This is a genomic window from Bacillus sp. A260, from assembly GCF_009861435.1.
In the GTDB taxonomy this organism is placed as follows: Bacteria; Bacillota; Bacilli; order Bacillales; family Bacillaceae_G; genus Bacillus_A; species Bacillus_A cereus.
Map to the genome: position 1 here is coordinate 3,489,971 of NZ_CP046398.1, position 23,171 is coordinate 3,513,141.

Sequence of the window (23,171 nt, forward strand, 5' to 3'; positions counted from 1 at the left end):
TCTACACTTACTTTTTTAAATAAGTTTTTAAAAACATAAAAAAGCATCTAACTTCGATGCTTTTCAAATAAGTTAAACAATCCGTTTCCGAATCGAGCTTGAAATCAAATCAATTATAATTACCATTAAAATAATACCTAATAAAATAATACCAACACGAGACCAATTCCGTGAACTCAGCGCAAAAATTAAAGGTGTACCAATCCCTCCTGCTCCGATAACTCCTAAAATCGCAGCGGATCGTACATTAATTTCAAATCTGTATAACGTATACGATAGAAAATCTGGTAACACTTGCGGTAACACCGCATACCAAAGTATTTGAAAACGATTTGCTCCTGTTGCTAGTAACGCTTCCGTCGGTCCTTTATCTATGTTTTCAATTCCTTCTGAATATAGTTTTCCTAACATTCCAATAGAATGCAATCCTAAGGCTAATACTCCTGCAAAAGAGCCTGGACCAACAGCTTTTATAAATAAAAGAGCCATAACTAATTCAGGAAACGTACGAACAAAACTAAGTACAAATTTCCCAAATCCTGAAGTTAATTTTCCACTACTCATATTCGTTGCCGCCCAAAAAGCAAACGGAACAGATAAAAATGCAGAAATAAATGTACCTAATATCGCAATTGCCAACGTATCAATTAATCCATGTAATAAATCTTCACCATCTGGCAAAGATACATACGACCAGTCTGGAGTCAATATCCCTGTCATAATTGCTTTTGTAATTTCTCCCGCCGTTTCCTTTATTCCCTCTAGCGGTACTCCTGAAAAAGCCCATATATAAACAAATGTAAGTGCTATAAAAATAAACGAGCGATACACACTCGGTTTCTTCGGTTTTGGTACGATTATCGTCGTTTTACTCATTATAATTTCTCCCGCAACAATGTACTTACATAATCAATTACCAATACAACAACAAGAGTATAGATGATAATTGATGCAGTTTGTTGATATTGTAAAAATCCAAGTGTACGATCATAATATAGTCCAATACCACCTGCTCCTACTAAACCTAGGACAGCCGCTGCCCGTACATTCACCTCAAATGTATATAGTACATAGGAAACAAAGTGTGCTTTTACTTGTGGAATGACTCCATAAACAATCCATTGCACCTTATTAGCCCCTACAGCTGTCATCGCTTCTAGTGGGCCAGGGTCAATTGATTCAATTGATTCATACAACAATTTCGCCACGAGCCCAATTGAGAAAAAAGTAAGAGCTAAAATACCCGGAAGTGGTCCTATTCCAAAAATAGCTACGAAAATTGCCGCTAATAATAAATCTGGTATCGTTCGAATAAAATTTAAAATCAATCGAGCTGGACTGTATAAAAATGTACTAGTAAACACATTACTTGCCGCAAACAGTGCAAGTGGAATAGCTAAAATCGCTCCTAAAGTCGTCCCAATAATCGCCATACGTATTGTATCTAACATTGCTGTTGTAATAACTTGAAAATAACTCCAATCTGGCGGCACCATTTCTTTTAACAAATCCATTATATTAGGAAAACCAACTACTATCTTTGAAAATGATGCGTCGACCTGTATACTACTTCCCCACAACAGTAAAATGAATAGAATAAACGTTAACATATGTTTTAACTTACTCGGCGGCTTCGGTATCGACTTCGAATATATCGTCACATCATTCATTTAGCTGCCACCTCTAACAATTCACTTTTCTGTGCTACGTCACCATAAATTTCAGCAAACTTTTCATCCGTTGCTGCTTCTACTAAACCATCAAAAACAATTTCGCCTGCATGTAATCCAATAATACGCGTCGCATATTGCCTAGCTAAAGCAATAGAATGTAAGTTTACAATTGTTGTAATTCCAAAATCTTCATTAATTTTCTTTAAATCATCTAATACTTGCTTTGTTGTTAGCGGATCTAACGACGCAACAGGTTCATCTGCCAATATGATTTTTGCTTCTTGCGCCAATGCTCTAGCTATCGATACACGTTGTTGTTGTCCTCCTGATAATTCATCAGCACGTGCATATGCTTTTTCTAAAATATTCACTCTTTTTAACGCTTGAAATGCGAGCTCCACATCCTCTTTCGGAAACAAACCTAACGTTGTACGCAATGTCGAATGATATCCAACACGGCCAGCTAATACATTCTTCAATACTGTTGATCGCTTTACAAGGTTAAAACTTTGAAAGATCATACCAATATCCCGGCGCATACGTCGTAAATCTTTTCCTTTTGCAGCAGTAATAGACTCACATTCAATCATGATTTCGCCTTCTGTAATCTCATGAAGACGATTTACCGATTTTAGAAGTGTAGACTTTCCAGCTCCGGACAGCCCTACCATTACAACAAACTCACCTTTTTGAATTTTCAAGTTTATATTATTCAATCCTTTTGTACCATTTGGATACACTTTGGAGACATTTCGAAATTCTATCACACATCTTACCTACCTTCTATGTATTCAAAACGACAAACTAACTGAAAACATTCCCTTTCAGCTAGCTGCCATTTCCATATGTATTATTGCGTTTTTACTTTCTTCCCATATTCACGAACGATGTCAAATTTACTATCATCAGATTTAACATATCCTTCATGTGAATATACTTCTTTAATGATTTTGTGACCTTCCTCATTTTTTCCAATTTCAATGAAAGCATCCTGTAATTTCTTGCTCCACTCTTCATCTAAATCAGAACGTACCGAAATCGTATCGTTTGGAATTTTCTCCGTAAATTTCACTATTTTCGTTTGCTCGAATATATTCGGATAATCTTTTTTTACAATATTACGAGCATCTTGGAATACAACAGCTGCATCTACGTCACCATTTAAAAGAGCAATAAGCGACTGATCGTGACCTTTTAATGTAACAGGTTTCACATCTTTTAACGGATCAATTCCCTCTTTTAATAGAACAGCTGCAGGCCATACATACCCTGCTGATGATGTTACATCTTGATAACCAATCTTTTTACCTTTTAAATCTTTTACACTATTTATATTAGAGTCTTTTTTAACAACAAACTCAGATTTATAATAATCTACTAAATCTTTTGTAGGAGCTCCTGTTTCATCCTCTACTCCAAAACGTTGTGCTTGTAAAATTACATTTGCAGCCTTCTTTTCATGTGCTAATACGTACGCTGTTGGCGGTAAAAATCCTACATCTACTTGTTTAGATGCCATCGCTTCTACAATTGTATTGTAGTTCGTTGAAATACTAACTTTTACTGGAATATTTAACTTATCACTTAATAGCTTCTCAAGCGGTTTTGCCTTCGCCTCTAACGTATCTGCATTTTGAGAAGGAACAAATTGAACATTTAAAGTCTTCGGTACATACCCTTTTTTCGTATCTTCATTTTTACTTGCACTTGATTCCTTCGTTCCACAGCCACTTAATAATCCCGCTGCTAGTACAACTGTTGTGCTCATTGCAAAAACTTTTTTCAACATATTAATGCCTCCATTTTTCATTGTTATAAAATAACCTTTCATAAACATGAAGAAATATATCACATATTTTTACAAATAATTGATTATTTACAGAATCTTTACACATTCTATACACTCACATTAAAATTCTCTTCACATATTTGATATGATGAATTGGAAGATAACAATAGAAAAGGTGAGTCATATTGGAACAAAATCAAACTGTAACTTTAAACATCTTATTAACAAGCGATATACATGGCACTGTTTATCCTATTCACTACCAAGATAACTCCCCAGCAGAACTTGGTTTAGCTAAAATTTCTACTCTTATAAAAAAAGAACGTTCCCAAAATACAAACGTTCTTTTAATTGATAATGGCGACTTTATTCAAGGAACACCATTTACTTATCATTATGTTACATACGAAAAAAACAAAAAAAACCCAATGTCCTTATTAGCGAATTACTTACAGTATGACGCTGCAATTATCGGCAATCATGAGTTTAATTACGGGATGGGTATATTAAATAACGCTGTGACTACTGCGAACTTCCCGTACCTATCAGCAAACATTTTAGATAAAAACATAAAGAAACCTTATTTCGGAAAACCTTATATAATCAAACAGATTGAATCCAATATAAAAATCGCTATTTTAGGGGTGACAACGCACTACATTACCAATTGGGAACAACCCCATCACATTAAAGACTTACAATTTGAAGATGCATTAGAAACAACGAAAAAGTGGGTTTCTTACATTCGCAAACATGAGAAACCAGATTTACTAGTCGTAGCGTATCACGGGGGAGTTGAACGAGATTTACAAACCGGGGTACCGACTGAAGTTTTAACAGGAGAAAACCAAGGATATGCAATGTGCCATGAAATTGAAGACATAGATATTTTATTAACAGGTCACCAACACCGGGAAATTGCTCACACAATGGCTAACGGTGTAACAATTTTACAGACCGGATGTAGTGGAAACTCAGTTGGAAAAGTAAAAATAACATTCGAAAAAACAAAACATAAATGGGTTAAAAAAGAGAGTTCTTCTGAATTATTATCTGTACAAGGAGTTGAGGCTGACCAAGATGTACTTTCATTGGTAGCCGATTACGAAGAGAAAACACAAAAGTGGCTTGATCAACCTATTGGAATCATTCAGGGGGATATGCAAATTTCAGATGCTATGCAAACTCGTTTGCATGATCATCCTTTTATCGAATTCATAAATAAAATACAGATGGATATAGCTAATGTATCAATTTCTTGTACAAGTTTGTTCCATAATACATCTCCAGGTTTCCCGGAACATGTAACAATGCGTGACATCGTTTCTAATTATATTTATCCAAACACATTAAAAGTAATTAGAATAACTGGAGCGGATATAAAAAATGCTCTTGAACTCTCTGCTTCTTATTTCACATTAAAAACAGATGGATCCATCACCGTAAGTCCTACCTACATAGAACCAAAGCCACAACATTATAATTATGATATGTGGGAAGGGATTTCATACGTATTAAACATTTCAAAACCAATTGGTGAGAGAGTAGAATCTTTACAGCATAACAGTGCTCCTCTTAATATGAATGAAGAATATGACGTTGTAATGAATAATTATCGTGCAAGTGGCGGGGGAAATTTCTTTATGTTTCAAAACAAACCGGTAGTAAAAGATATACCCACAGATATGTCTGAACTTGTCGCTAATTATATATTGGAACATAAAACGATAGAAGCAACAGTTAATAACAACTGGAAAGTTATTAAATAACGATTTTTACATATAAAAAAGATGGGCTTCGCCCATCTTTTAATTTAATTTTGCATTATCTTGCTTTTTTAAAGCTTTTAATTTCGTCGGTGTAACATCTGTACCTTCTTCGTTAACAACTTTAATACCTTTAAGTTCGTTTAACATATTTTGACGAAATCCTTTTAAATATTGTTCACGTAGCGATTGACGCTCACGTTGCTCTTCTTCAGTTAAACCTTCAGCTTTTGCTTTTTTCGCTAAGAAGTTAATGCGTTCAACGAGTTCGTGATTAATCATCTCGAATCCCCCTTCTAATCAAAACTGATTATTATCATACAATAGTTACTCTTCTTTATCAAGCAATTGCTTCGTATACTCTACATATCTACGATGTACAGTCGCCTTTGAAACATTATGACCAAATCCACGTAATGTTGCTGCAATTTCTTCAAACGTGAGTTCACTTTTTCGCAAACGTACAATTTCCTCAATTGGCACTTCTTTTTTCTCTCTTCCTACACTTAAATGACGATTTTTTAAATTTTTTTCTGGACGATAACCTTTTTCTACTGCACGTTGCATACCTCGTTTAATTTTCAAATTATGAATCTTTCTTTGATATTCTTCAACAATACCAATAATATCTAATACCATTGAATCAGAATCCGACAATTGTAATTCACCATTATGTGTATGCGTATATACTTTTATGCCTTCTTTATGTAAACAATGCATTAACGCGATCTTCGCATTTCCTCTACCAAGACGCGTTTCATCTTGTATAAGTAACACATCAATTTGTTCGTCTCGAATTGTATCCAACACCTCTAATATACCGTCACGTTCAATTGTATATCCACTAGCCTGCTCTTCAATCACCTTAGTAACATTCATTTGATAGCGCTCAGCTAAATGCAATAATTCATCTTTTTGACGTAATAATGATGTTTCTTGCGCTTCTTTCGTTGTACTCACACGTGCATAAATAATTGCATTCATTTTGAACCCCTCTTTCTCCCTATTATTTCCCTATAGTGTAACATAAATCCGCCATTTGTTCGAACTTATGTTTGTAGAATGTTTTTTCACATGTTATACTTATTAATAAGAAAAATGAAAGAAAACGAGGTGTTAGAAAACATGGAAAAGTTAACGAAACGCCAGCAAGACATTCTCGACTTTATTAAGCTAAAAGTACAAGAAAAAGGATATCCACCTTCCGTACGTGAAATTGGTCAAGCAGTCGGCCTCGCTTCTAGTTCTACAGTGCACGGACATTTATCACGATTAGAAGAAAAAGGATACATTCGACGCGATCCAACAAAACCACGTGCCATTGAAATTTTAGGTGAAGACCGAATGGATACGGAAACACAATCTGTTATTCAAGTTCCAATTGTCGGAAAAGTCACTGCTGGTTTACCAATTACAGCGGTCGAAAGCGTAGAAGAACATTTCCCACTTCCAGCTAGTATTGTTGCTGGAGCAGACCAAGTGTTCATGTTACGTATTTCTGGAGATAGTATGATTGAAGCTGGTATTTTCGATGGAGATTTAGTTGTTGTTCGCCAACAGCAGTCTGCATATAATGGTGAAATTGTAGTCGCTTTAACAGAGGATAACGAAGCAACAGTTAAACGTTTCTATAAAGAAAAAGACCATTTCCGTCTACAACCAGAAAACTCTTCATTAGAACCTATCATTTTAAAACAAGTGTCAGTTATCGGGAAAGTAATTGGCGTATATCGTGATTTACATTAAAAATAACAAAAAGAAGATAATTACCTTATTTATATACGGTAATTATCTTCTTTTTGTATTTTGATAGATTTCCATGCATTCTATTTCTTATTAACGAGTTTCAATCGTCACATCTCCCGCAGCCGTTTTACCGCTAATCTTTTTACTACCATTTCCAATTGTTACATTTTTATTTTCTTCATTAAAAATTGTTACATCTCCAGCAGCACTTTGCCCAGTAATTACCGCATCTTGTGGTTTTTCCGATAAAGTAATATCTATATCTCCCGCAGTTGAACTTGCTTCTAGATTATACTTAGAATCATGATCTTGAATATTTATTTCCCCACTTGTTGTTTTTGCGATCACTTTCCCTAATACCTTCTTAAAGTTCACCTCACCAGCTTTTGTCGATCCCTCCACATTCTTAGCCGTTACTTGTTTCAACTCTACTTCTCCAGCAAGTGTCCTAACACTTACGCTATCACTTTTCACATCACTCATTTCGATTTGTCCAGCAGATGAATTTACTTTTACATCTTGGTAAGAGCGTTCGGGCACAAGGAGAGTCAATTTAGACGTTTGAAACCTAAAATCGTAAAAAGAAAAATCAAATGAAGCACCTTTTTCTCTTTCCCCAATAATTTTTAATGTGTCACCATCTTCTGCGATACGAATCTCTTGTTTACGTACATCTCCCGATTGCTTTACATAAAAAGAAGAGTCAGGAGATTTTTGGACAATAATATCCCCGGCATCTAACTTAACTTCTATATTTTTTAATGTTTCGTTTTTAATTACATTTTCTTTATCGCCTTTTTCAGCAGTTTGTACTGCTTTTTCATATGTTTGGGAAATTCCTATTACTCCAATAATGATACAAGCGATAGCGATTAAAAATAGTTTTTTCATCATTTACTCTCCTTTTATCATTTTGAAGTTCCATATTACATATCGTACACACAATCTCTTAAACCACTTTGTACTATAAAAAGCGATAATACATAAAAATAAACCTACCCCAACAAACGTTATACTAACGAAAAGATCCAACCATATAAAAGTACCCATAAATACTTTTCCAATAACGAAAAATGGTGTTACTACACTAGCAATACCACCGATCCAAAAAGAAAATATAAAAGCAATAATTGCGACTAACGGGCCTAACACAATAATAAAATTAAACAAACTAAGTCCAATCGCTGCCATAACAGCTCTTGTCACATTTGAAGTCGATGGATTTTTTTTCATTTCATCGAAGCGATACATCGCAAGTAATTCTTTCGCGATTACTTTCGGAGAACCAAGGCCCTGTATTATTTCCGATTCAGTTTTCCCCTCTTCTAGTCCAAACTGAAAGTGCTCTTCATAATCCAATAAAATATCTTGCCTCTCTTCCTCTGGTAACTTTCTAAGATAACTTGATAATTCTTTAAGAAACCCTTCTTTACTCATCCCATTCCACCCCTTCAACAATTTCTTGTACCCCTTTCGCAAAATCACGCCATTCTGTTACTAACAAATGAAATTGCGTCTCCCCTTGCTCTGTTAATTGATAATATTTACGAGGTGGCCCTTCCGTAGATTCCTTTAAATACGTTTGAAAATACCCTTCTTTCGTCAAACGACGTAATAAAGGGTATACTGACCCTTCCGATATTAAAAATTTATTAGAAATTTGCTGAACAAGTTCATAACCGTAACTATCTTTACGTTTTACAAGTGCTAATACACAAAGTTCAAGCACACCTTTTTTAAACTGAACGTTCAAGTGCCATCCTCCTTTCCTATCTTAGTACTGTTCAATACACGGTACCTGTTTTATCCATAATATACCACTTAGTATTGTTTATTGCAAGGTACTAAACTATATTTATTCCCTAAATTTAGAAAATGAACTAACGAAATCCTGAATAAGACTGTGTTATAACTAAGCATCATTACGTTAATATCATTGAGTGATAATCTGATTCACAAGCCACAAACTTATAGCCTTGCAGATGAGGACATAAAAATCATCGCTCGCGTTGTACAGGCAGTAAAGAATTATTAAGTTATAGCACAAGTGATTTAAAAAAGATAAAATCAATTCTTTTGAAAAGATTTTCTTAGTAACATGATTCAAAATAACCAAAAACAATCCATTATCTAGTAGTTAATATATCCAATAACTTCACTAAAAAAGCCCTGATACCGTAGTATCAAGGCTTTTTTAGTTCATAAATTATATAAAACTTACGTTTATCTGATAATGTTTTTCTATGATATCACTACTTGTTATTAATTATTGGCTTTTATGTGGTTGTTTTTCATTTTGCAACCACATAAAATTGTAATAATAGGGAATTAAAAAAACCTTGATACTAGTTGTATCAAGGGTTCAAGCCTCTTAGTATAGAGACATATATTGATCGCGTTCCCATTGGTGAACTTGTGTTCTAAAGATATCCCACTCAATCTCTTTCGCTTCGATGAAGTGCTCAAGTAAGTGTTCTCCTAGTGCACCGCATACTACTTCATTAGATTGTAATGTAACTAATGCTTGCGCTAATGTTGCTGGTAAGTCAACGATACCTGCTTCTTCGCGCTCTTCTTTTGTCATTACATAGATGTTACGATCTACTGCTGCTGGTGGAGTTAATTTGTTTTTAATTCCATCAAGACCTGCAGCTAATAATGTAGCCATTACTAAATATGGGTTTGCAGCTGGGTCAACACTACGCACTTCTACGCGTGTACTAATACCACGAGATGCAGGGATACGTACTAACGGACTACGGTTTTGTGCAGACCATGCTACGTAACAAGGCGCTTCATATCCAGGTACTAGACGTTTATATGAGTTTACAGTTGGGTTTGCTATCGCTGTAAATGCTGGTGCATGTTTTAAAATACCTGCGATGAAGTGACGAGCATCATCACTTAATTGTAAGTCACCGTTTGCATCAAAGAATACGTTCTCACCATTTTTAAATAATGATAAGTTACAGTGCATACCTGAACCGTTCACACCATATAGTGGTTTTGGCATAAACGTTGCGTGTAAACCATGTTTACGAGCAATTGTTTTTACAACAAGTTTGAATGTTTGAATGTCATCACATGAGCGAATTGCATTTGCATATTTAAAGTCAATTTCGTGCTGTCCTGGAGCAACCTCATGGTGAGATGCTTCAATTTCAAATCCCATTTCTTCAAGTTCAAGAACGATATCACGACGACAGTTTTCCCCTAGATCCATCGGCGCAAGGTCGAAGTATCCACCGTTATCGTTTAGTTCTAATGTTGGATTTCCTTTTTCATCAACCTTAAATAGGAAGAATTCTGGCTCTGGTCCAAGATTGAAGTCTGAAAATCCTAAAGCTTCCATTTCTTTTAACACACGTTTTAAGTTGTTACGTGGGTCTCCATCAAATGGAGTGCCATCTGCATTGTAAATATCACAGATTAGTCGAGCTACTTTACCTTTTTCAGCTGTCCAAGGGAAAATTACCCAAGTGTCTAAATCAGGATATAAATACATATCAGACTCTTCAATACGTACGAAACCTTCAATCGAAGATCCATCAAACATCATTTTGTTATCAAGAGCTTTCGTTAATTGTCTCACTGGAATCTCTACGTTTTTAATTACCCCTAAAAGGTCCGTAAATTGTAAACGGATATACTTTACATTCTCTTCTTTCGCCAAACGGAAAATATCTTCTTTTGTGTATCTAGACATTATAAATTCCTCCTTAGTCCCTCTAATCGCCTTCAGAATCAGTTATCTTTAGTGAAAAAATCTTGAAATGTCACCTTGTCGCAATGAAGTTCGATTGAATCTACCTGTATGTTGTAGTTCATCTCGAAGTATTTTGCGAAGCTCAGTTTTTGAAATTTCTTTCGTTTCTTCTTTTACTTTCACTGCTTCTGTTTGATTTTCTTTCATTAGTAACACTTGTTTAATACCAGCCATATTCAGGCCTTGATCTAACAAATCTTTAATTTCTAACAACTTATCTACATCGTTAAATGAAAATAATCTACGATTCCCCTTTGTACGGGTTGGAGAAACAAGATTATGCTCTTCATAGTAGCGAATTTGACGTGCAGACAATTGTGTTAAATCCATAACAATACCAATAGGAAACAGCGGGGCAGAACGTCTATCTTCTTTCATTTTTCAGTTCCTCCTTCGCCTTAACTGCTTCTCATTTTATACCATGTTATGTTTAGTGTCAATAGATGTTAGCTTTTCTTACATGATTTTTTATAATTTTTTTTACGAATTTTTTCATTCTTTTTTCTAATCGCATAAATCATTACTTTTATACGAAAAAAGCTGCCAAAATCGACAGCTTCCCATTAAGAAATTATTAATAAATTCTTTTCAATCAATTCGTCAATCGCAGAACAAATCGCAATTTTAACATGCGAATACGTTAAGCCACCTTGCACATACGCAACATACGGTGGTCTAATTGGACCATCAGCAGACAATTCAATACTTGCACCTTGAATAAACGTTCCCGCCGCCATGATTACATCATCTTCATAACCTGGCATATAGTTTGCATACGGAGTAAAATGCGAATTAATTGGAGATGCATATTGAATCGCTTGGCAGAAGGCAATCATACGGTCTTTATCATCAAATTGAACCGATTGAATTAAGTCTGTTCTTGGCGCATTCCACGCTGGTGACGTGTTCATTCCTAACTTTTCTAAAAACGCAGCTGTAAAAATTGCACCTTTCAGCGCTTGTCCTGCAACATGTGGCGCTAAGAAGAACCCTTGATACATTTCTTGCAGACTGTATAAAGACGCTCCAGCTTCCGCACCAATTCCCGGAGATGTTAAACGATATGCACACGCTTCAACATACTGTTCTTTCCCGACAATATAACCGCCAGTTTTAACAATTCCGCCGCCCGGGTTTTTAATAAGTGAACCCGCCATTAAATCTGCACCAACATGACATGGCTCTTGCTCTTCAATAAACTCGCCATAACAGTTATCTACAAACACAACAACATCAGGTTTAATTTCTTTAACAAACGCGATCATCTCTTTAATTTGAGAAATAGTAAACGATGGACGAGTAGCATAACCTTTCGAACGCTGAATACCGATCATTTTCGTATTATTATGAATCGCCGCTGCAACAGCCTCAAAATCAACAAGCCCAGCACTAGTTAGCGGAACTGCATTGTAACCGATATTATATTCTTTAAATGAACCTACACCTTTCCCACGCACACCAACAATTTCCTCTAACGTATCATACGGTTTCCCAGTGATATATAATAACTCATCTCCCGGGCGTAAAATACCAAATAACGCTGTAGAGATAGCGTGAGTACCTGAAATAATTTGCGGACGAACAAGTCCAGCTTCCGCCCCAAATACATCAGCATACACTTTTTCTAACGTATCACGGCCAATATCATCATAACCATAACCTGTTGTCGGGATAAAATGCGAGTCACTAATTTTATGTTTCCGAAAACTTTCTAATACACGAAACTGATTGCTTTCAATCACTTCATCCGCACGTTTATGTACTTCTGTAATCTGACTCTCTACTTCTTTTACAATTGGAGCAATTTTTTCTCCATTTTTCAAACGATCAAACATTTTTATTTTCTCCTTCTTCCACTAAAAATCTCTTTAATTGCACATTAAGCGATGAATGAGTAAAAATATACCCTGCACAATCATATACAAATTTATCTTCTAGAAACTCCATCTTTGCTAATAGAGTTTCCGTCTTTAAAAGCGTTAACAACTTACCTTCACTCGGAGGGATTTCCACTCGATAACAATCCATTTCTTTCTTCATCTTCGTTTCTATCGCTTCTTTTATACGCAATAAATCACTTTCTTCAAAAGCACTAGTCATTAAGAAATCACTTTTCGGAAACGGAATAAAGTTTTGATGTAATTCATCTTTTTTATTATATAACGTAATAATAGGAATATGGTTAATTTCAAGTTCTGATAATAATCGTTTTACTGTTTTTTCATGCCCTATGTAGTTAGAATCCGCGGAATCAACTACATGTAAAATGACATCTGCTTCCCCCGCTTCTTCCAGTGTCGAACGAAAAGCAGCGATTAATGAAGTGGGTAAATCTTGTATAAAACCAACAGTATCAGTTAGTAATACTGTATAACCAGAAGGTAACGGCATCTTCCTCGTCGTTGGGTCTAATGTTGCAAACAGAAGGTTTTCTTCAAACGTATCAGCTTCCGTTAATCTATTAAACAGTGTCGATTTCCCTGCATTTGTATACCCTATTAACGAAACTTGAAATACTTTATTATCTTTTCTTCTCTCACGATATCTTTTTCGATGTTCCACAACAACTGCAAGTTGTTTCTTTATTTCATCAATACGGGATCGAATATGACGACGATCCGTCTCTAATTTCGTCTCACCCGGTCCTCTCGTTCCAATACCACCACCAAGACGCGATAAGGACAATCCCTGCCCCATAAGACGCGGCATTGTATATTGCAACTGAGCTAATTCTACTTGAAGCTTACCTTCCCTCGACTTCGCACGTTGCGCAAAAATATCCAGTATTAGTTGCGTTCGATCAATTACTCTCGCATTTAATACTGAGGATAAATTCCGAATTTGACTCGGCGTTAATTCATTATTAAATACAATAACATCCGGCTCTAATTCTTCAGTTAACATTGTAAGCTCTTCTAATTTCCCTTTACCTATGTAAGTTGCCGGATGAAACTTTGGTCGTTTTTGCGTTGTTGACACTAACAATTCTGCTCGTGCAGTCTTCGCTAGTGATGCAAGCTCTTTCATGGAATGCATAAATTTTTCATCATCATCTTGTGGCAATTGACAGCCTACTAATATGACTTTTTCTTTTTCTTCCATCAAATATGTTCACTCATCCTTTTCGAAATTTAAACCTTCTAATATAATAGCAGAGGAAGCACATTTCATCTAGTTAGCGGGGGAGAAAATTCATGGCATGGGAGATTTTTAGCATCATAGGCACAATCGCTTTCGCACTAAGCGGAGCCATTGTTGCAATGGAAGAGGATTATGATATTTTCGGGGTGTATATTTTAGGAATGGCAACCGCATTTGGGGGAGGTGCCCTTCGTAATTTATTAATCGGTTATCCGATTGTCGCATTTTGGCAACAAGACATGTTATTCCAAATCGCACTTTTATCAATGACTATTATTTTTCTTTTTCCAAATAAGTTAATTAGACATTGGAAAAAGTGGGAAAATATCACTGACGCTATCGGCTTATCAGCATTTGCTGTACAAGGAGCATTATATGCCCAAAAATTAAATTTACCAATTAGCGCCACAATTGTAGCAGCTGTTTTAACTGGTATCGGCGGCGGTATCATTCGCGATCTTTTAGCCCGCAGAAAACCTCTCGTTCTTCGAGCTGAAGTATATGCCTTTTGGACAATTTTAGCAGGTTTCTTAATTGGCGCTCAAATTATTGTTAGCGATTGGGCTCTTTACATTTTATTCATTTTAATTGTTTGCTTCCGCATGGTTTCTATTCATTACAAATGGCATTTACCGCACAGACGTATCGAAACGAAAGAACGTTCAATGCATAAATAGCAATCTAACCTCTTTGCATATCGTAAAGAGGTTTTTCTTTTCTAACGATTTTTTCTTTATATAATGTTTATACTAATTTTTAAAGTGAGGTGAATACAAATGACAAACCACGTTAATAAAGGAGCTCAAAAAAGCTCAGTAAATCAATTCGGGCACGATCCTAATTCAGCACACGAAAAGAGCGCTAAAATGGAACACTTCCATAAAGCACACCAAGAAAAAGCAAAAAAAGAGTAAACGAACTTATACACAAAAATCGACGCACAGTTTATGTACTGTGCGTCTCCTCTTCGAGCATCAAATCCATGCTCGATATTCCAATTAAATCATTTTTATCATAGGCATCTTCTTGCAACAACCGCATCGCCTGTGTACGAATTGATTTTTCAACAATATTCCGTACATACCGCCCATTACTAAACGATGTAATTTGCGACGAATACTTTACAGCATGTAAATGATCCCTAAATTTCCATTCAGCCTCTTTCGATAACTGATATTCACGCTCTTCATACATTCTTTTCCCAATTTCCAACAACTGATTTACCGAGTAATCCGCAAATTCAATAATAAATGGAAAACGAGATTGCAGCCCTGGATTTAATGAAAGAAAGTGATTCATCTCTCTTGAATATCCAGCTAAAATCAATACAAAACCATGTTGTTTATCTTCCATATGTTTTACAAGCGTATCAATTGCTTCTTTTCCAAAGTCCTTCTCTCCTCCTCGAGCTAAAGAATACGCCTCATCAATAAACAAAATACCTCCCATTGCTTTTTTTATTAAGTCTCTTGTTTTTTGGGCTGTATGGCCGATGTACTCTCCTACAAGATCAGCACGTTCAGCTTCAACCAAGTGGCCTTTCGATAGAATATTCATCTCAAACAGCAATTTTCCTATCATTCTAGCAACTGTTGTCTTCCCTGTACCTGGATTCCCTTTAAACAGCATATGAAGTACTTGCTTCTCTGACTTCAATCCCTTCTCTTGTCTTTTTTTATTCACATAAATCCAAGCATATATTTCTTTTATTATCTTTTTTATATCATCCATCCCAACAAGCTTCCCCATCTCTTCTTCAATTCTCTGCAGCATTTCATGTTTAATTGTAGTTTCATTTGAAATTACCGTTTTATTTTCTGCGGCTGGCAAAGAAATTTTCTTTCGATGGTTTAACACAATATTAATTTGATTATTGTTTTTCTTTCGCATCGATTGTTCCATACAATCACCTCATTTTATCCACTCACCAAATATTATTATTCCTGTCCCCCTTGTAAATGCCTATTTTCAGAAAAGTTTGCTATAATATAAGAAATAATTAAGGTGGTGGGACTATGGAGACAACGGAATTCCATGATACAATACAAGCCTTTTCTATTTTTTTATTGAATAAAGGCCGAAAACCCTCAACTATTAAACGTTATGTTTATGACGTTGAAGACTTCGGACATTGGTTAGAAAAAAACAAAAAGCTCCCTTCCAGTAATATATGGGCTACACTTTGTACAAAAGACTACGAAGATTACTTTTCCGATTTAAAAACGAATCGACATTACTCAGAAAAAACGATGCATCGTGTATTTATTGTACTAAATAGAATGCATCATTTTCTAAACATTCCTAATCCATTGAAAAATATGGAGATATCTATTCAACCAGACCGTACACTTCGTAACGAAGATTTCATTTCACCTGATGAAGAAAAAAGGTTAAAGTATATAGTCACTTCATTAGAAGGACTTTCAGAAAAACAACTTCCTGTGCGCCCCTTATTAATGGATCGCAATATTGCTATTTTAAATCTATTGATTGACTACGGTTTATCCTTACAAGAACTTACAGCATTAACAATGCATCACGTTCACTTTGAAACTAACACATTATCAATCCCAGCAACCGCAGGTGTAGAAAGAACAATTACATTAGCAAAAGAAGACAAAAAACAACTATATAATTATTACAAAAGCATCCCGGAACCAGTTCGTCCTAAATACCATAGTGATGATCCATTATTTGTCGCATTCGATTTTAACCGTGGAACATACAGGTGGGTATATGAAAATGATGCACCAAAGGCATTAACGGAAATTGCTATACAAAAAATGATTCGCCTCGAAGTGGCTAGAGCCAATTTACGTAAAGGAATTTCAGGACAACATTTTCGTAACACCTATATTTTAAACTTAATAAAAAAAGAAACTCCTGAATCAGAAATTATAAAACTCGCTGGATTCAAATCAAAAATTTCATTAAAGCGATATTATCAATACGCAGAAAATAGAAAAAACGCCTTATTGTAAGGCGTTTTTTCTATTTTTTCTTTAAACAAACGATTTTATTATGACCATTTAACTAATTTCTGCATCTACTATGATGAGTTTCGTTCACATTTTCGTGAGAAAGGAGAGATTTAATGTCTCGTTATAACGACAATCAAAACAAATTCTCCAAACCATGCTTTCCAAGTAGCGCCGGACGAATTCCAAATACTCCATCAATCCCAATTACTAAAGCTCAACTTAGAACATTTCGTGCGATTATTATTGATTTAACAAAAATAATCCCAAAACTTTTCGCAAATCCATCTCCCCAAAATATTGAAGATCTAATCGATACATTGAACCTACTGAGTAAATTTATTTGTTCACTAGACGCTACTTCCTCCCTGAAAGCACAAGGGTTAGCTATTATTAAAAACTTAATAACTATATTAAGAAATCCAACCTTTGTAGCAAGCGCTGTATTTATTGAGCTTCAAAATCTCATTAACTATTTACTATACATTACAAAATTATTCCGAATTGACCCTTGCACACTTCAAGAGCTCCTTAAATTAATAGCAGCATTACAAACTGCTCTAGTTAATTCTGCTTCGTTCATTCAAGGACCTACCGGACCTACTGGACCAGCAGGCGCTACTGGTGCCACTGGGCCTCGAGGTAACACGGGCGCTACTGGCGCTACCGGTGCCACTGGGCCTCGAGGTAACACGGGCGCTACTGGTGCCACTGGACCTCAAGGTAACACGGGCGCTACTGGACCTACCGGTGCCACTGGGCCCCGAGGTAACACAGGCGCTACTGGACCTCGAGGTAACACGGGCGCTACTGGCGCCACTGGACCTCAAGGTAACACAGGTGCTACTGGTGCCACTGGGCCTCGAGGTAACACGGGTGCTACTGGCGCTACTGGACCTCAAGGTAACACAGGTGCTACTGGTGCCACTGGACCTCGAGGTAACACGGGCGCTACTGGCGCTACTGGACCTCAAGGTAACACAGGTGCTACTGGTGCCACTGGACCTCGAGGTAACACGGGCGCTACTGGCGCTACTGGACCTCAAGGTAACACAGGTGCTACTGGTGCCACTGGACCTCGAGGTAACACGGGCGCTACTGGCGCTACTGGACCTCAAGGTAACACAGGTGCTACTGGTGCCACTGGACCTCGAGGTAACACGGGCGCTACTGGCGCTACTGGACCTCAAGGTAACACAGGTGCTACTGGTGCCACTGGACCTCAGGGTGTTCAAGGTAACACGGGCGCTACTGGCGCTACTGGACCTCAAGGTAACACAGGTGCTACTGGTGCCACTGGACCTCAGGGTGTTCAAGGTAACACAGGTGCTACCGGCGCTACTGGTGCTACTGGACCTCAAGGTAACACAGGTGCCACTGGCGCTACTGGTATAGGAGTTACCGGACCTACTGGACCTTCTGGCGGGCCTCCTGGACCTACTGGACCTCAGGGTGTTCAAGGTAACACAGGTGCTACCGGTGCTACTGGACCTCAAGGTGTTCAAGGTAACACAGGTGCTACCGGTGCTACTGGACCTCAAGGTGTTCAAGGTAACACAGGTGCTACCGGCGCTACTGGTGCTACTGGACCTCAAGGTGTTCAAGGTAACACAGGTGCTACCGGCGCTACTGGTGCTACTGGACCTCAAGGTGTTCAAGGTAACACAGGTGCTACCGGCGCTACTGGTGCTACTGGACCTCAAGGTGTTCAAGGTAACACAGGTGCTACCGGCGCTACTGGTGCTACTGGACCTCAAGGTGTTCAAGGTAACACAGGTGCTACTGGTGCTACTGGTGCCACTGGACCTCAGGGTGTTCAAGGTAACACAGGTGCTACCGGCGCTACTGGACCTCAGGGTGTTCAAGGTAACACGGGTGCTACCGGCGCTACTGGCGCTACTGGACCTCAAGGTGTTCAAGGTAACACAGGTGCTACCGGTGCTACTGGACCTCAAGGTGTTCAAGGTAACACAGGTGCTACCGGTGCTACTGGACCTCAAGGTGTTCAAGGTAACACAGGTGCTACTGGTGCTACTGGTGCTACTGGTGCCACTGGACCTCAGGGTGTTCAAGGTAACACAGGTGCTACCGGCGCTACTGGACCTCAGGGTGTTCAAGGTAACACGGGTGCTACCGGTGCTACTGGCGCTACTGGCGCTACTGGACCTCAAGGTGTTCAAGGTAACACAGGTGCTACCGGTGCTACTGGACCTCAGGGTGTTCAAGGTAACACAGGTGCTACCGGCGCTACTGGACCTCAGGGTGTTCAAGGTAACACGGGTGCTACCGGCGCTACTGGCGCTACTGGACCTCAAGGTGTTCAAGGTAACACAGGTGCTACCGGTGCTACTGGACCTCAGGGTGTTCAAGGTAACACAGGTGCTACCGGCGCTACTGGCGCTACTGGACCTCAAGGTGTTCAAGGTAACACAGGTGCTACCGGTGCTACTGGACCTCAGGGTGTTCAAGGTAACACAGGTGCTACCGGCGCTACTGGTGCTACTGGACCTCAGGGTGTTCAAGGTAACACAGGTGCTACCGGCGCTACTGGACCTCAAGGTAACACGGGTGCCACTGGCGCTACTGGACCTCAAGGTAACACGGGTGCCACTGGCGCTACTGGACCTCAAGGTAACACGGGTGCCACTGGCGCTACTGGACCTCAAGGTAACACGGGTGCCACTGGCGCTACTGGACCTCAAGGTAACACGGGTGCCACTGGCGCTACTGGACCTCAAGGTAACACGGGTGCCACTGGCGCTACTGGACCTCAAGGTAACACGGGTGCCACTGGCGCTACTGGACCTCAAGGTAACACGGGTGCCACTGGCGCTACTGGTATAGGAGTTACCGGACCTACTGGACCTTCTGGCGGGCCTCCTGGACCTACTGGACCTCAAGGTAACACAGGTGCTACTGGTGCTACTGGACCTCAAGGTGTTCAAGGTAACACAGGTGCTACTGGTGCCACTGGACCTCAGGGTGTTCAAGGTAACACAGGTGCTACCGGCGCTACTGGACCTCAGGGTGTTCAAGGTAACACAGGTGCTACCGGCGTTACCGGTGCCACTGGACCTCAAGGTGTTCAAGGTAACACAGGCGCTACTGGACCTCAGGGTGTTCAAGGTAACACGGGTGCTACCGGCGCTACTGGCATAGGAGTTACTGGACCTACTGGGCCAACTGGACCTAGCTTCCCTATAGCAACAATTGTTGTAACAAACAATATTCAGCAAACAGTACTGCAATTTAATAACTTTATTTTTAGTACTGCAATTAACGTAAACAATATTATCTTCAACGGCACAGATACAGTTACTATTATTAACGGTGGTATTTATGTAATTAGCGTATCCATTTCTACAACTGCGCCAGGATGCGCTCCACTCGGAGTAGGAATTTCAATTAATGGAGCAGTCGCAACTGATAATTTCTCTTCAAATTTAATAGGCGACTCACTTTCATTTACTACAATAGAAACATTAGCAGCTGGTGCAAGAATCTCTGTCCAATCTACTCTTAATGAGATTACGATCCCTGCGACAGGAAATACTAACATCCGCCTTACTGTATTTAGAATCGCTTAAATTTCACTATATATTGTTTATGACAAATAAAAAAAGAGCGAGGAAACTCGCTCTTTTTTGTTATGTACAATAATTCATTACTATTCTAATTCAATTGAAACATTTTTTTGTGGTACAAATGTAGAAATTGCATGTTTATAAATAAGCTGTTGCTTACCTTCTGTTTCCAGCAGGACTGTAAAATTATCAAATCCTTTAATTAGTCCACGAAGCTGGAAACCATTTAATAAGTACAGCGTAACAAACGTATTTTCTTTACGGAGTTGATTTAAAAACTGATCTTGAATATTGATTGATTGCTTCATGTCGAATCCTCCTCTTTTTCTCTACTTACTATTATTCGACTTTACTTGTAACTTTCCTTCTATGTATCGTAAAATTTCTGACGTTTTTTCACCGTTTGTAACATCAAACCACGTGACATCCATTTTATTACGGAACCACGTTAATTGACGCTTTGCATAACGACGCGAATTCGTCTTTAATTGTGATACCGCATCTTCTAAAGAGACTCGATTCTCAAAATAATCATAGATTTCTTTATATCCAATCGCTTGAATAGATTGACAATCTCGTATCCCTCTATTATACAGCCCTTCTACTTCCTCTAATAGGCCTTGTTCCATCATCAAATCCACTCGTAAGTTAATGCGATCGTATAGCATTTCTCGATCCATTGTCAAGCCAATTAATGAAACATCATAGAGTAACTCTTTTTCTTGTTTCTCAATTTGTTCACTCATTTTTTCACCCGACGTGTGGAAAATTTCTAACGCCCGAATGACACGTCGTACATTATTTGCATGAATACGCTCCGCACTTTCTGGATCTACTTCTTGCAATTTTTTATGTACATATTCCACACCGCGTTCTAAAGCTAACTTTTCCATTTGCTCTCGGTATATCACATCACCAGCATCATCTGTAAACTGATAATCGAATAAAACAGATTGTATATAAAGACCGGTCCCACCAACTATAATTGGTAATTTACCACGTTCTGTAATTTCTCGAATATGCTTGCGAACACGTTCTTGAAATTCCGCGACAGAAAATGAATCTTCCGGATTTTTTATATCGATCATATAATGTGGAATTCCGTCCATCTCTGCTTTTGTTACCTTTGCAGTTCCAATATCCATCGTTCGATAGATCTGCATGGAATCACCACTAATAATTTCACCGTTCAACGCTTTGGCAAGATCGATACTTAACTTCGTCTTTCCAACAGCAGTTGGTCCAATGATGACAGCAACTTTTTCACGTTGCACTTCTCCCATATCATTCAACTCTCTTTATGTAATATACTCCATCTATTGATTATACCCAATCTTACCAATTTTAACGGCATGATTGCAAGTTCTTTCATTTCGGTACATGAAATTATACAGAAAAAAGAACATAGTTTGTCCAATTCTGCATATACATGATAAAAATAGTTTCGAGAGGATGAGTTAACTATGAAACAATCCACCATCAATTTTTCATCTTTGACAAAAGACCTCATTTTAGCCACTTCTACAAAAGAACAAAATTGTTCACAAGAGGAATTATACTTCGCCCTAAATTGTTTACTACGAGCTTTTCATTCTACTCTCCATGAAACAACATTACATCCAGAAAATAAAAATACAGAATATATACAAACGCAATTTTGCAGTGCATATAAAATTATTACAGGTAAAACTATTTATCCATTTCAATAATCCATAAAAAGCGGCTGCTTACATAGTTTCAAGCAACCGCTTTTTATATTAATATCGATAACCTATTGTATAACTTTCACTTTTACAGATTTGCGCCCCCAGCTATTAGCACTACCATCTGAACCGACTAATACATCAATACGATTTCCTTTAATCGCACCACCGGTGTCTCCAGCAATCGCTTCTCCATATCCTTCTACCCATACTTTTGATCCAAGCGGAATTACTTTCGGATCAACAGCAATTACTTTCATATTTGGATTTGCTGTTAAATCATGCCCCATTGCAGTTAATACACGACCACCATACGAACCATTCTCACTCGGATCTGCTGTATATGCCGTCGCTTCTACTGTAATTTCACGACCACCAGTAGGCGCACTTGTTTCAGTAGATTTTGCAACTGGTTTTGCAGCCGGTTTTTCTTTTACCACAGGTTTACTTGATTCTACATTCTTAATAGAATCGTTACTCTTAACAGACTCTTTATTCTTAACTACTGTATTATTTTTAACTGGCGTATTTGTTCTAGCTGGCGCTTCTTCTTGAGCTACAACCTCTTTCTTTTCGATTACAGGTGCTGTTCCTGTTAAAAATGGCACGTGAACATATCCAACTTTTCCATTGTAGTCGAATTGTAACCATTCATTTTGAACTTGATTCGTCGTTTCAATCACATCATTTTTATTAAGTTTACCTAAAATTTCAGAATCAGTATTCGCTCCAGCACGAACATTTAATACGCCCGCCGTTACATAATATGTGCTCTTTGTAAAATCGGCACTTACAAACGCTTCCTTACCGTTCAACTTAATTTTTGTCCATCCATTTTCTGTATTTATAACATCTAGTGTATTCCCACTGAACACTTTACCTACAAGCTTTGACTCTACATTTGGGTTTTCTCTAACATTTAATATGTCTGTTGTTACAATTGTTTCCGCTTTAGCAGAACCCGCAAAAATCCCAAGACCAAAAACTGCTGCTGTTGCTATACCTAATAATTTTTTCATGAATAG

The 23,171-nt window shown here is 37.9% G+C and carries 24 protein-coding genes and 1 pseudogene; 8 read left to right on the forward strand and 17 right to left on the reverse strand.

Annotated elements, in window-relative coordinates; translation table 11 throughout:
- Positions 1-72: 72 nt before the first annotated feature.
- From phnE (GD442_RS17485) to GD442_RS17500, 4 genes are all read right to left on the reverse strand, one after another.
- Positions 73-876, reverse strand: coding sequence for a phosphonate ABC transporter, permease protein PhnE (gene phnE, locus GD442_RS17485; protein WP_000047897.1), 804 nt, complete (start codon positions 874-876; stop codon positions 73-75).
- Entirely contained in the window at positions 876-1,670 is a 795-nt protein-coding gene (gene phnE, locus GD442_RS17490) for a phosphonate ABC transporter, permease protein PhnE (protein WP_001000760.1), read from the reverse strand. Before phnE (GD442_RS17490) ends, phnE (GD442_RS17485) begins: the two co-directional genes overlap by 1 nt.
- Entirely contained in the window at positions 1,667-2,440 is a 774-nt protein-coding gene (gene phnC / locus GD442_RS17495; RefSeq protein WP_000569244.1) for a phosphonate ABC transporter ATP-binding protein, read from the reverse strand. Before phnC ends, phnE (GD442_RS17490) begins: the two co-directional genes overlap by 4 nt.
- 83 nt (positions 2,441-2,523) lie before the next feature.
- On the reverse strand, positions 2,524-3,462 hold the full coding sequence (locus tag GD442_RS17500) for a phosphate/phosphite/phosphonate ABC transporter substrate-binding protein (RefSeq protein ID WP_000915065.1): 939 nt from the start codon (positions 3,460-3,462) through the stop codon (positions 2,524-2,526).
- A 185-nt stretch (positions 3,463-3,647) separates the two neighbouring features.
- Here GD442_RS17500 and GD442_RS17505 point away from each other — a divergent pair, with 185 nt between their 5' ends.
- Complete coding sequence (locus tag GD442_RS17505; RefSeq protein WP_086407695.1) at positions 3,648-5,231, forward strand: bifunctional metallophosphatase/5'-nucleotidase; 1,584 nt, start codon at positions 3,648-3,650, stop codon at positions 5,229-5,231.
- Between the two features lie 39 nt (positions 5,232-5,270).
- Here GD442_RS17505 and GD442_RS17510 read toward each other — a convergent pair whose 3' ends face one another.
- Both GD442_RS17510 and GD442_RS17515 read right to left on the reverse strand, forming a co-directional pair.
- Positions 5,271-5,510: a DUF896 domain-containing protein gene (locus GD442_RS17510; protein WP_000607015.1), complete on the reverse strand. Its 240-nt coding sequence runs from the start codon at positions 5,508-5,510 to the stop codon at positions 5,271-5,273.
- A 45-nt stretch (positions 5,511-5,555) separates the two neighbouring features.
- Complete coding sequence (locus GD442_RS17515) at positions 5,556-6,212, reverse strand: YneB family resolvase-like protein (protein ID WP_000991469.1); 657 nt, start codon at positions 6,210-6,212, stop codon at positions 5,556-5,558.
- A gap of 141 nt (positions 6,213-6,353) precedes the next feature.
- Between GD442_RS17515 and lexA the strand changes: the two genes are divergently transcribed.
- Entirely contained in the window at positions 6,354-6,974 is a 621-nt protein-coding gene (lexA, locus tag GD442_RS17520; RefSeq protein ID WP_000413738.1) for a transcriptional repressor LexA, read from the forward strand.
- Between the two features lie 90 nt (positions 6,975-7,064).
- Here the strand turns inward: lexA and GD442_RS17525 are convergent, their stop codons facing one another.
- Genes GD442_RS17525 through GD442_RS17535 form a run of 3 tightly spaced genes read right to left on the reverse strand, consistent with a single transcriptional unit; the run spans position 7,065 to position 8,727 of the window.
- On the reverse strand, positions 7,065-7,868 hold the full coding sequence (locus GD442_RS17525; RefSeq protein ID WP_000976236.1) for a DUF4097 family beta strand repeat-containing protein: 804 nt from the start codon (positions 7,866-7,868) through the stop codon (positions 7,065-7,067).
- Positions 7,869-8,411, reverse strand: coding sequence for a DUF1700 domain-containing protein (locus GD442_RS17530; RefSeq protein ID WP_000031382.1), 543 nt, complete (start codon positions 8,409-8,411; stop codon positions 7,869-7,871). It abuts the gene before it with no gap.
- Entirely contained in the window at positions 8,404-8,727 is a 324-nt protein-coding gene (locus GD442_RS17535; RefSeq protein WP_001102629.1) for a PadR family transcriptional regulator, read from the reverse strand. The genes GD442_RS17530 and GD442_RS17535 overlap by 8 nt, the downstream gene beginning before the upstream one ends.
- Positions 8,728-8,889: 162 nt before the next feature.
- On the opposite strand from GD442_RS17535, the pseudogene GD442_RS28415 reads away from it, so the two are divergent.
- A pseudogene (locus GD442_RS28415) lies at positions 8,890-9,009 on the forward strand (LexA family protein); the annotation flags it as partial.
- Between the two features lie 336 nt (positions 9,010-9,345).
- Here the strand turns inward: GD442_RS28415 and glnA are convergent.
- The 4 genes from glnA to hflX form a co-directional block, all read right to left on the reverse strand.
- Positions 9,346-10,680: a type I glutamate--ammonia ligase gene (gene glnA, locus GD442_RS17540; RefSeq protein WP_000092763.1), complete on the reverse strand. Its 1,335-nt coding sequence runs from the start codon at positions 10,678-10,680 to the stop codon at positions 9,346-9,348.
- A gap of 48 nt (positions 10,681-10,728) precedes the next feature.
- Complete coding sequence (glnR, locus tag GD442_RS17545) at positions 10,729-11,118, reverse strand: transcriptional repressor GlnR (protein WP_000656783.1); 390 nt, start codon at positions 11,116-11,118, stop codon at positions 10,729-10,731.
- 185 nt (positions 11,119-11,303) lie between these two features.
- Positions 11,304-12,575, reverse strand: coding sequence for a methionine gamma-lyase family protein (locus GD442_RS17550; protein ID WP_000460304.1), 1,272 nt, complete (start codon positions 12,573-12,575; stop codon positions 11,304-11,306).
- Entirely contained in the window at positions 12,568-13,842 is a 1,275-nt protein-coding gene (gene hflX, locus GD442_RS17555; RefSeq protein WP_000391408.1) for a GTPase HflX, read from the reverse strand. Before hflX ends, GD442_RS17550 begins: the two co-directional genes overlap by 8 nt.
- Before the next feature lie 92 nt (positions 13,843-13,934).
- Between hflX and GD442_RS17560 the strand changes: the two genes are divergently transcribed.
- Both GD442_RS17560 and GD442_RS27825 read left to right on the forward strand, forming a co-directional pair.
- Positions 13,935-14,558 (forward strand): trimeric intracellular cation channel family protein, encoded by a 624-nt coding sequence (locus GD442_RS17560; protein WP_000312267.1) that lies wholly within the window; start codon positions 13,935-13,937, stop codon positions 14,556-14,558.
- A gap of 99 nt (positions 14,559-14,657) precedes the next feature.
- Entirely contained in the window at positions 14,658-14,795 is a 138-nt protein-coding gene (locus GD442_RS27825) for a hypothetical protein (RefSeq protein WP_000181500.1), read from the forward strand.
- A 31-nt stretch (positions 14,796-14,826) separates the two neighbouring features.
- On the opposite strand, the gene spoVK is transcribed toward GD442_RS27825, so the two are convergent.
- Complete coding sequence (gene spoVK, locus GD442_RS17565) at positions 14,827-15,783, reverse strand: stage V sporulation protein K (RefSeq protein ID WP_000438178.1); 957 nt, start codon at positions 15,781-15,783, stop codon at positions 14,827-14,829.
- A gap of 113 nt (positions 15,784-15,896) precedes the next feature.
- Here spoVK and GD442_RS17570 point away from each other — a divergent pair, with 113 nt between their 5' ends.
- Both GD442_RS17570 and GD442_RS17575 read left to right on the forward strand, forming a co-directional pair.
- Positions 15,897-16,862 (forward strand): tyrosine-type recombinase/integrase, encoded by a 966-nt coding sequence (locus GD442_RS17570; RefSeq protein ID WP_000450326.1) that lies wholly within the window; start codon positions 15,897-15,899, stop codon positions 16,860-16,862.
- Between the two features lie 113 nt (positions 16,863-16,975).
- Positions 16,976-20,446, forward strand: coding sequence for a Gly-Xaa-Xaa repeat protein (locus GD442_RS17575; RefSeq protein WP_159365135.1), 3,471 nt, complete (start codon positions 16,976-16,978; stop codon positions 20,444-20,446).
- 80 nt (positions 20,447-20,526) lie between these two features.
- Here the strand turns inward: GD442_RS17575 and hfq are convergent, their stop codons facing one another.
- Positions 20,527-20,751, reverse strand: a complete 225-nt coding sequence (gene hfq / locus GD442_RS17580) for an RNA chaperone Hfq (protein WP_000813896.1) — start codon at positions 20,749-20,751, stop codon at positions 20,527-20,529.
- 21 nt (positions 20,752-20,772) lie between these two features.
- A complete protein-coding gene (gene miaA, locus GD442_RS17585) occupies positions 20,773-21,726 on the reverse strand; it encodes a tRNA (adenosine(37)-N6)-dimethylallyltransferase MiaA (RefSeq protein WP_000504928.1) in 954 nt (317 codons plus the stop codon).
- Between the two features lie 180 nt (positions 21,727-21,906).
- Here miaA and GD442_RS17590 point away from each other — a divergent pair, with 180 nt between their 5' ends.
- Positions 21,907-22,152 carry a hypothetical protein gene (locus GD442_RS17590; RefSeq protein ID WP_000814429.1) on the forward strand — a complete coding sequence of 82 codons (246 nt, stop codon included), beginning with the start codon at positions 21,907-21,909 and terminating at the stop codon, positions 22,150-22,152.
- Positions 22,153-22,214: 62 nt separating this feature from the next.
- On the opposite strand, the gene entD is transcribed toward GD442_RS17590, so the two are convergent.
- Positions 22,215-23,165: a cell wall-binding protein EntD gene (gene entD / locus GD442_RS17595; RefSeq protein WP_000734605.1), complete on the reverse strand. Its 951-nt coding sequence runs from the start codon at positions 23,163-23,165 to the stop codon at positions 22,215-22,217.
- Between the last annotated feature and the right edge of the window lie 6 nt (positions 23,166-23,171).

Excerpts from the sequence above, each read along its gene's own strand:
- GD442_RS17530 (WP_000031382.1), bottom strand. The coding sequence starts at position 8,411 with ATGAGTAAAGAAGGGTTTCTTAAAGAATTATCAAGTTATCTTAGAAAG.
- hfq (WP_000813896.1), bottom strand. The coding sequence starts at position 20,751 with ATGAAGCAATCAATCAATATTCAAGATCAGTTTTTAAATCAACTCCGT.
- GD442_RS17550 (WP_000460304.1), bottom strand. The coding sequence starts at position 12,575 with ATGTTTGATCGTTTGAAAAATGGAGAAAAAATTGCTCCAATTGTAAAA.
- GD442_RS17510 (WP_000607015.1), bottom strand. The coding sequence starts at position 5,510 with ATGATTAATCACGAACTCGTTGAACGCATTAACTTCTTAGCGAAAAAA.
- GD442_RS17575 (WP_159365135.1), top strand. The coding sequence starts at position 16,976 with ATGTCTCGTTATAACGACAATCAAAACAAATTCTCCAAACCATGCTTT.
- entD (WP_000734605.1), bottom strand. The coding sequence starts at position 23,165 with ATGAAAAAATTATTAGGTATAGCAACAGCAGCAGTTTTTGGTCTTGGG.
- miaA (WP_000504928.1), bottom strand. The coding sequence starts at position 21,726 with ATGGGAGAAGTGCAACGTGAAAAAGTTGCTGTCATCATTGGACCAACT.
- GD442_RS17590 (WP_000814429.1), top strand. The coding sequence starts at position 21,907 with ATGAAACAATCCACCATCAATTTTTCATCTTTGACAAAAGACCTCATT.
- GD442_RS17570 (WP_000450326.1), top strand. The coding sequence starts at position 15,897 with ATGGAGACAACGGAATTCCATGATACAATACAAGCCTTTTCTATTTTT.
- glnR (WP_000656783.1), bottom strand. The coding sequence starts at position 11,118 with ATGAAAGAAGATAGACGTTCTGCCCCGCTGTTTCCTATTGGTATTGTT.
- GD442_RS27825 (WP_000181500.1), top strand. The coding sequence starts at position 14,658 with ATGACAAACCACGTTAATAAAGGAGCTCAAAAAAGCTCAGTAAATCAA.
- GD442_RS17525 (WP_000976236.1), bottom strand. The coding sequence starts at position 7,868 with ATGATGAAAAAACTATTTTTAATCGCTATCGCTTGTATCATTATTGGA.
- glnA (WP_000092763.1), bottom strand. The coding sequence starts at position 10,680 with ATGTCTAGATACACAAAAGAAGATATTTTCCGTTTGGCGAAAGAAGAG.
- lexA (WP_000413738.1), top strand. The coding sequence starts at position 6,354 with ATGGAAAAGTTAACGAAACGCCAGCAAGACATTCTCGACTTTATTAAG.
- phnE (WP_001000760.1), bottom strand. The coding sequence starts at position 1,670 with ATGAATGATGTGACGATATATTCGAAGTCGATACCGAAGCCGCCGAGT.
- GD442_RS17500 (WP_000915065.1), bottom strand. The coding sequence starts at position 3,462 with ATGTTGAAAAAAGTTTTTGCAATGAGCACAACAGTTGTACTAGCAGCG.
- GD442_RS17560 (WP_000312267.1), top strand. The coding sequence starts at position 13,935 with ATGGCATGGGAGATTTTTAGCATCATAGGCACAATCGCTTTCGCACTA.
- spoVK (WP_000438178.1), bottom strand. The coding sequence starts at position 15,783 with ATGGAACAATCGATGCGAAAGAAAAACAATAATCAAATTAATATTGTG.
- hflX (WP_000391408.1), bottom strand. The coding sequence starts at position 13,842 with ATGGAAGAAAAAGAAAAAGTCATATTAGTAGGCTGTCAATTGCCACAA.
- phnE (WP_000047897.1), bottom strand. The coding sequence starts at position 876 with ATGAGTAAAACGACGATAATCGTACCAAAACCGAAGAAACCGAGTGTG.
- GD442_RS17515 (WP_000991469.1), bottom strand. The coding sequence starts at position 6,212 with ATGAATGCAATTATTTATGCACGTGTGAGTACAACGAAAGAAGCGCAA.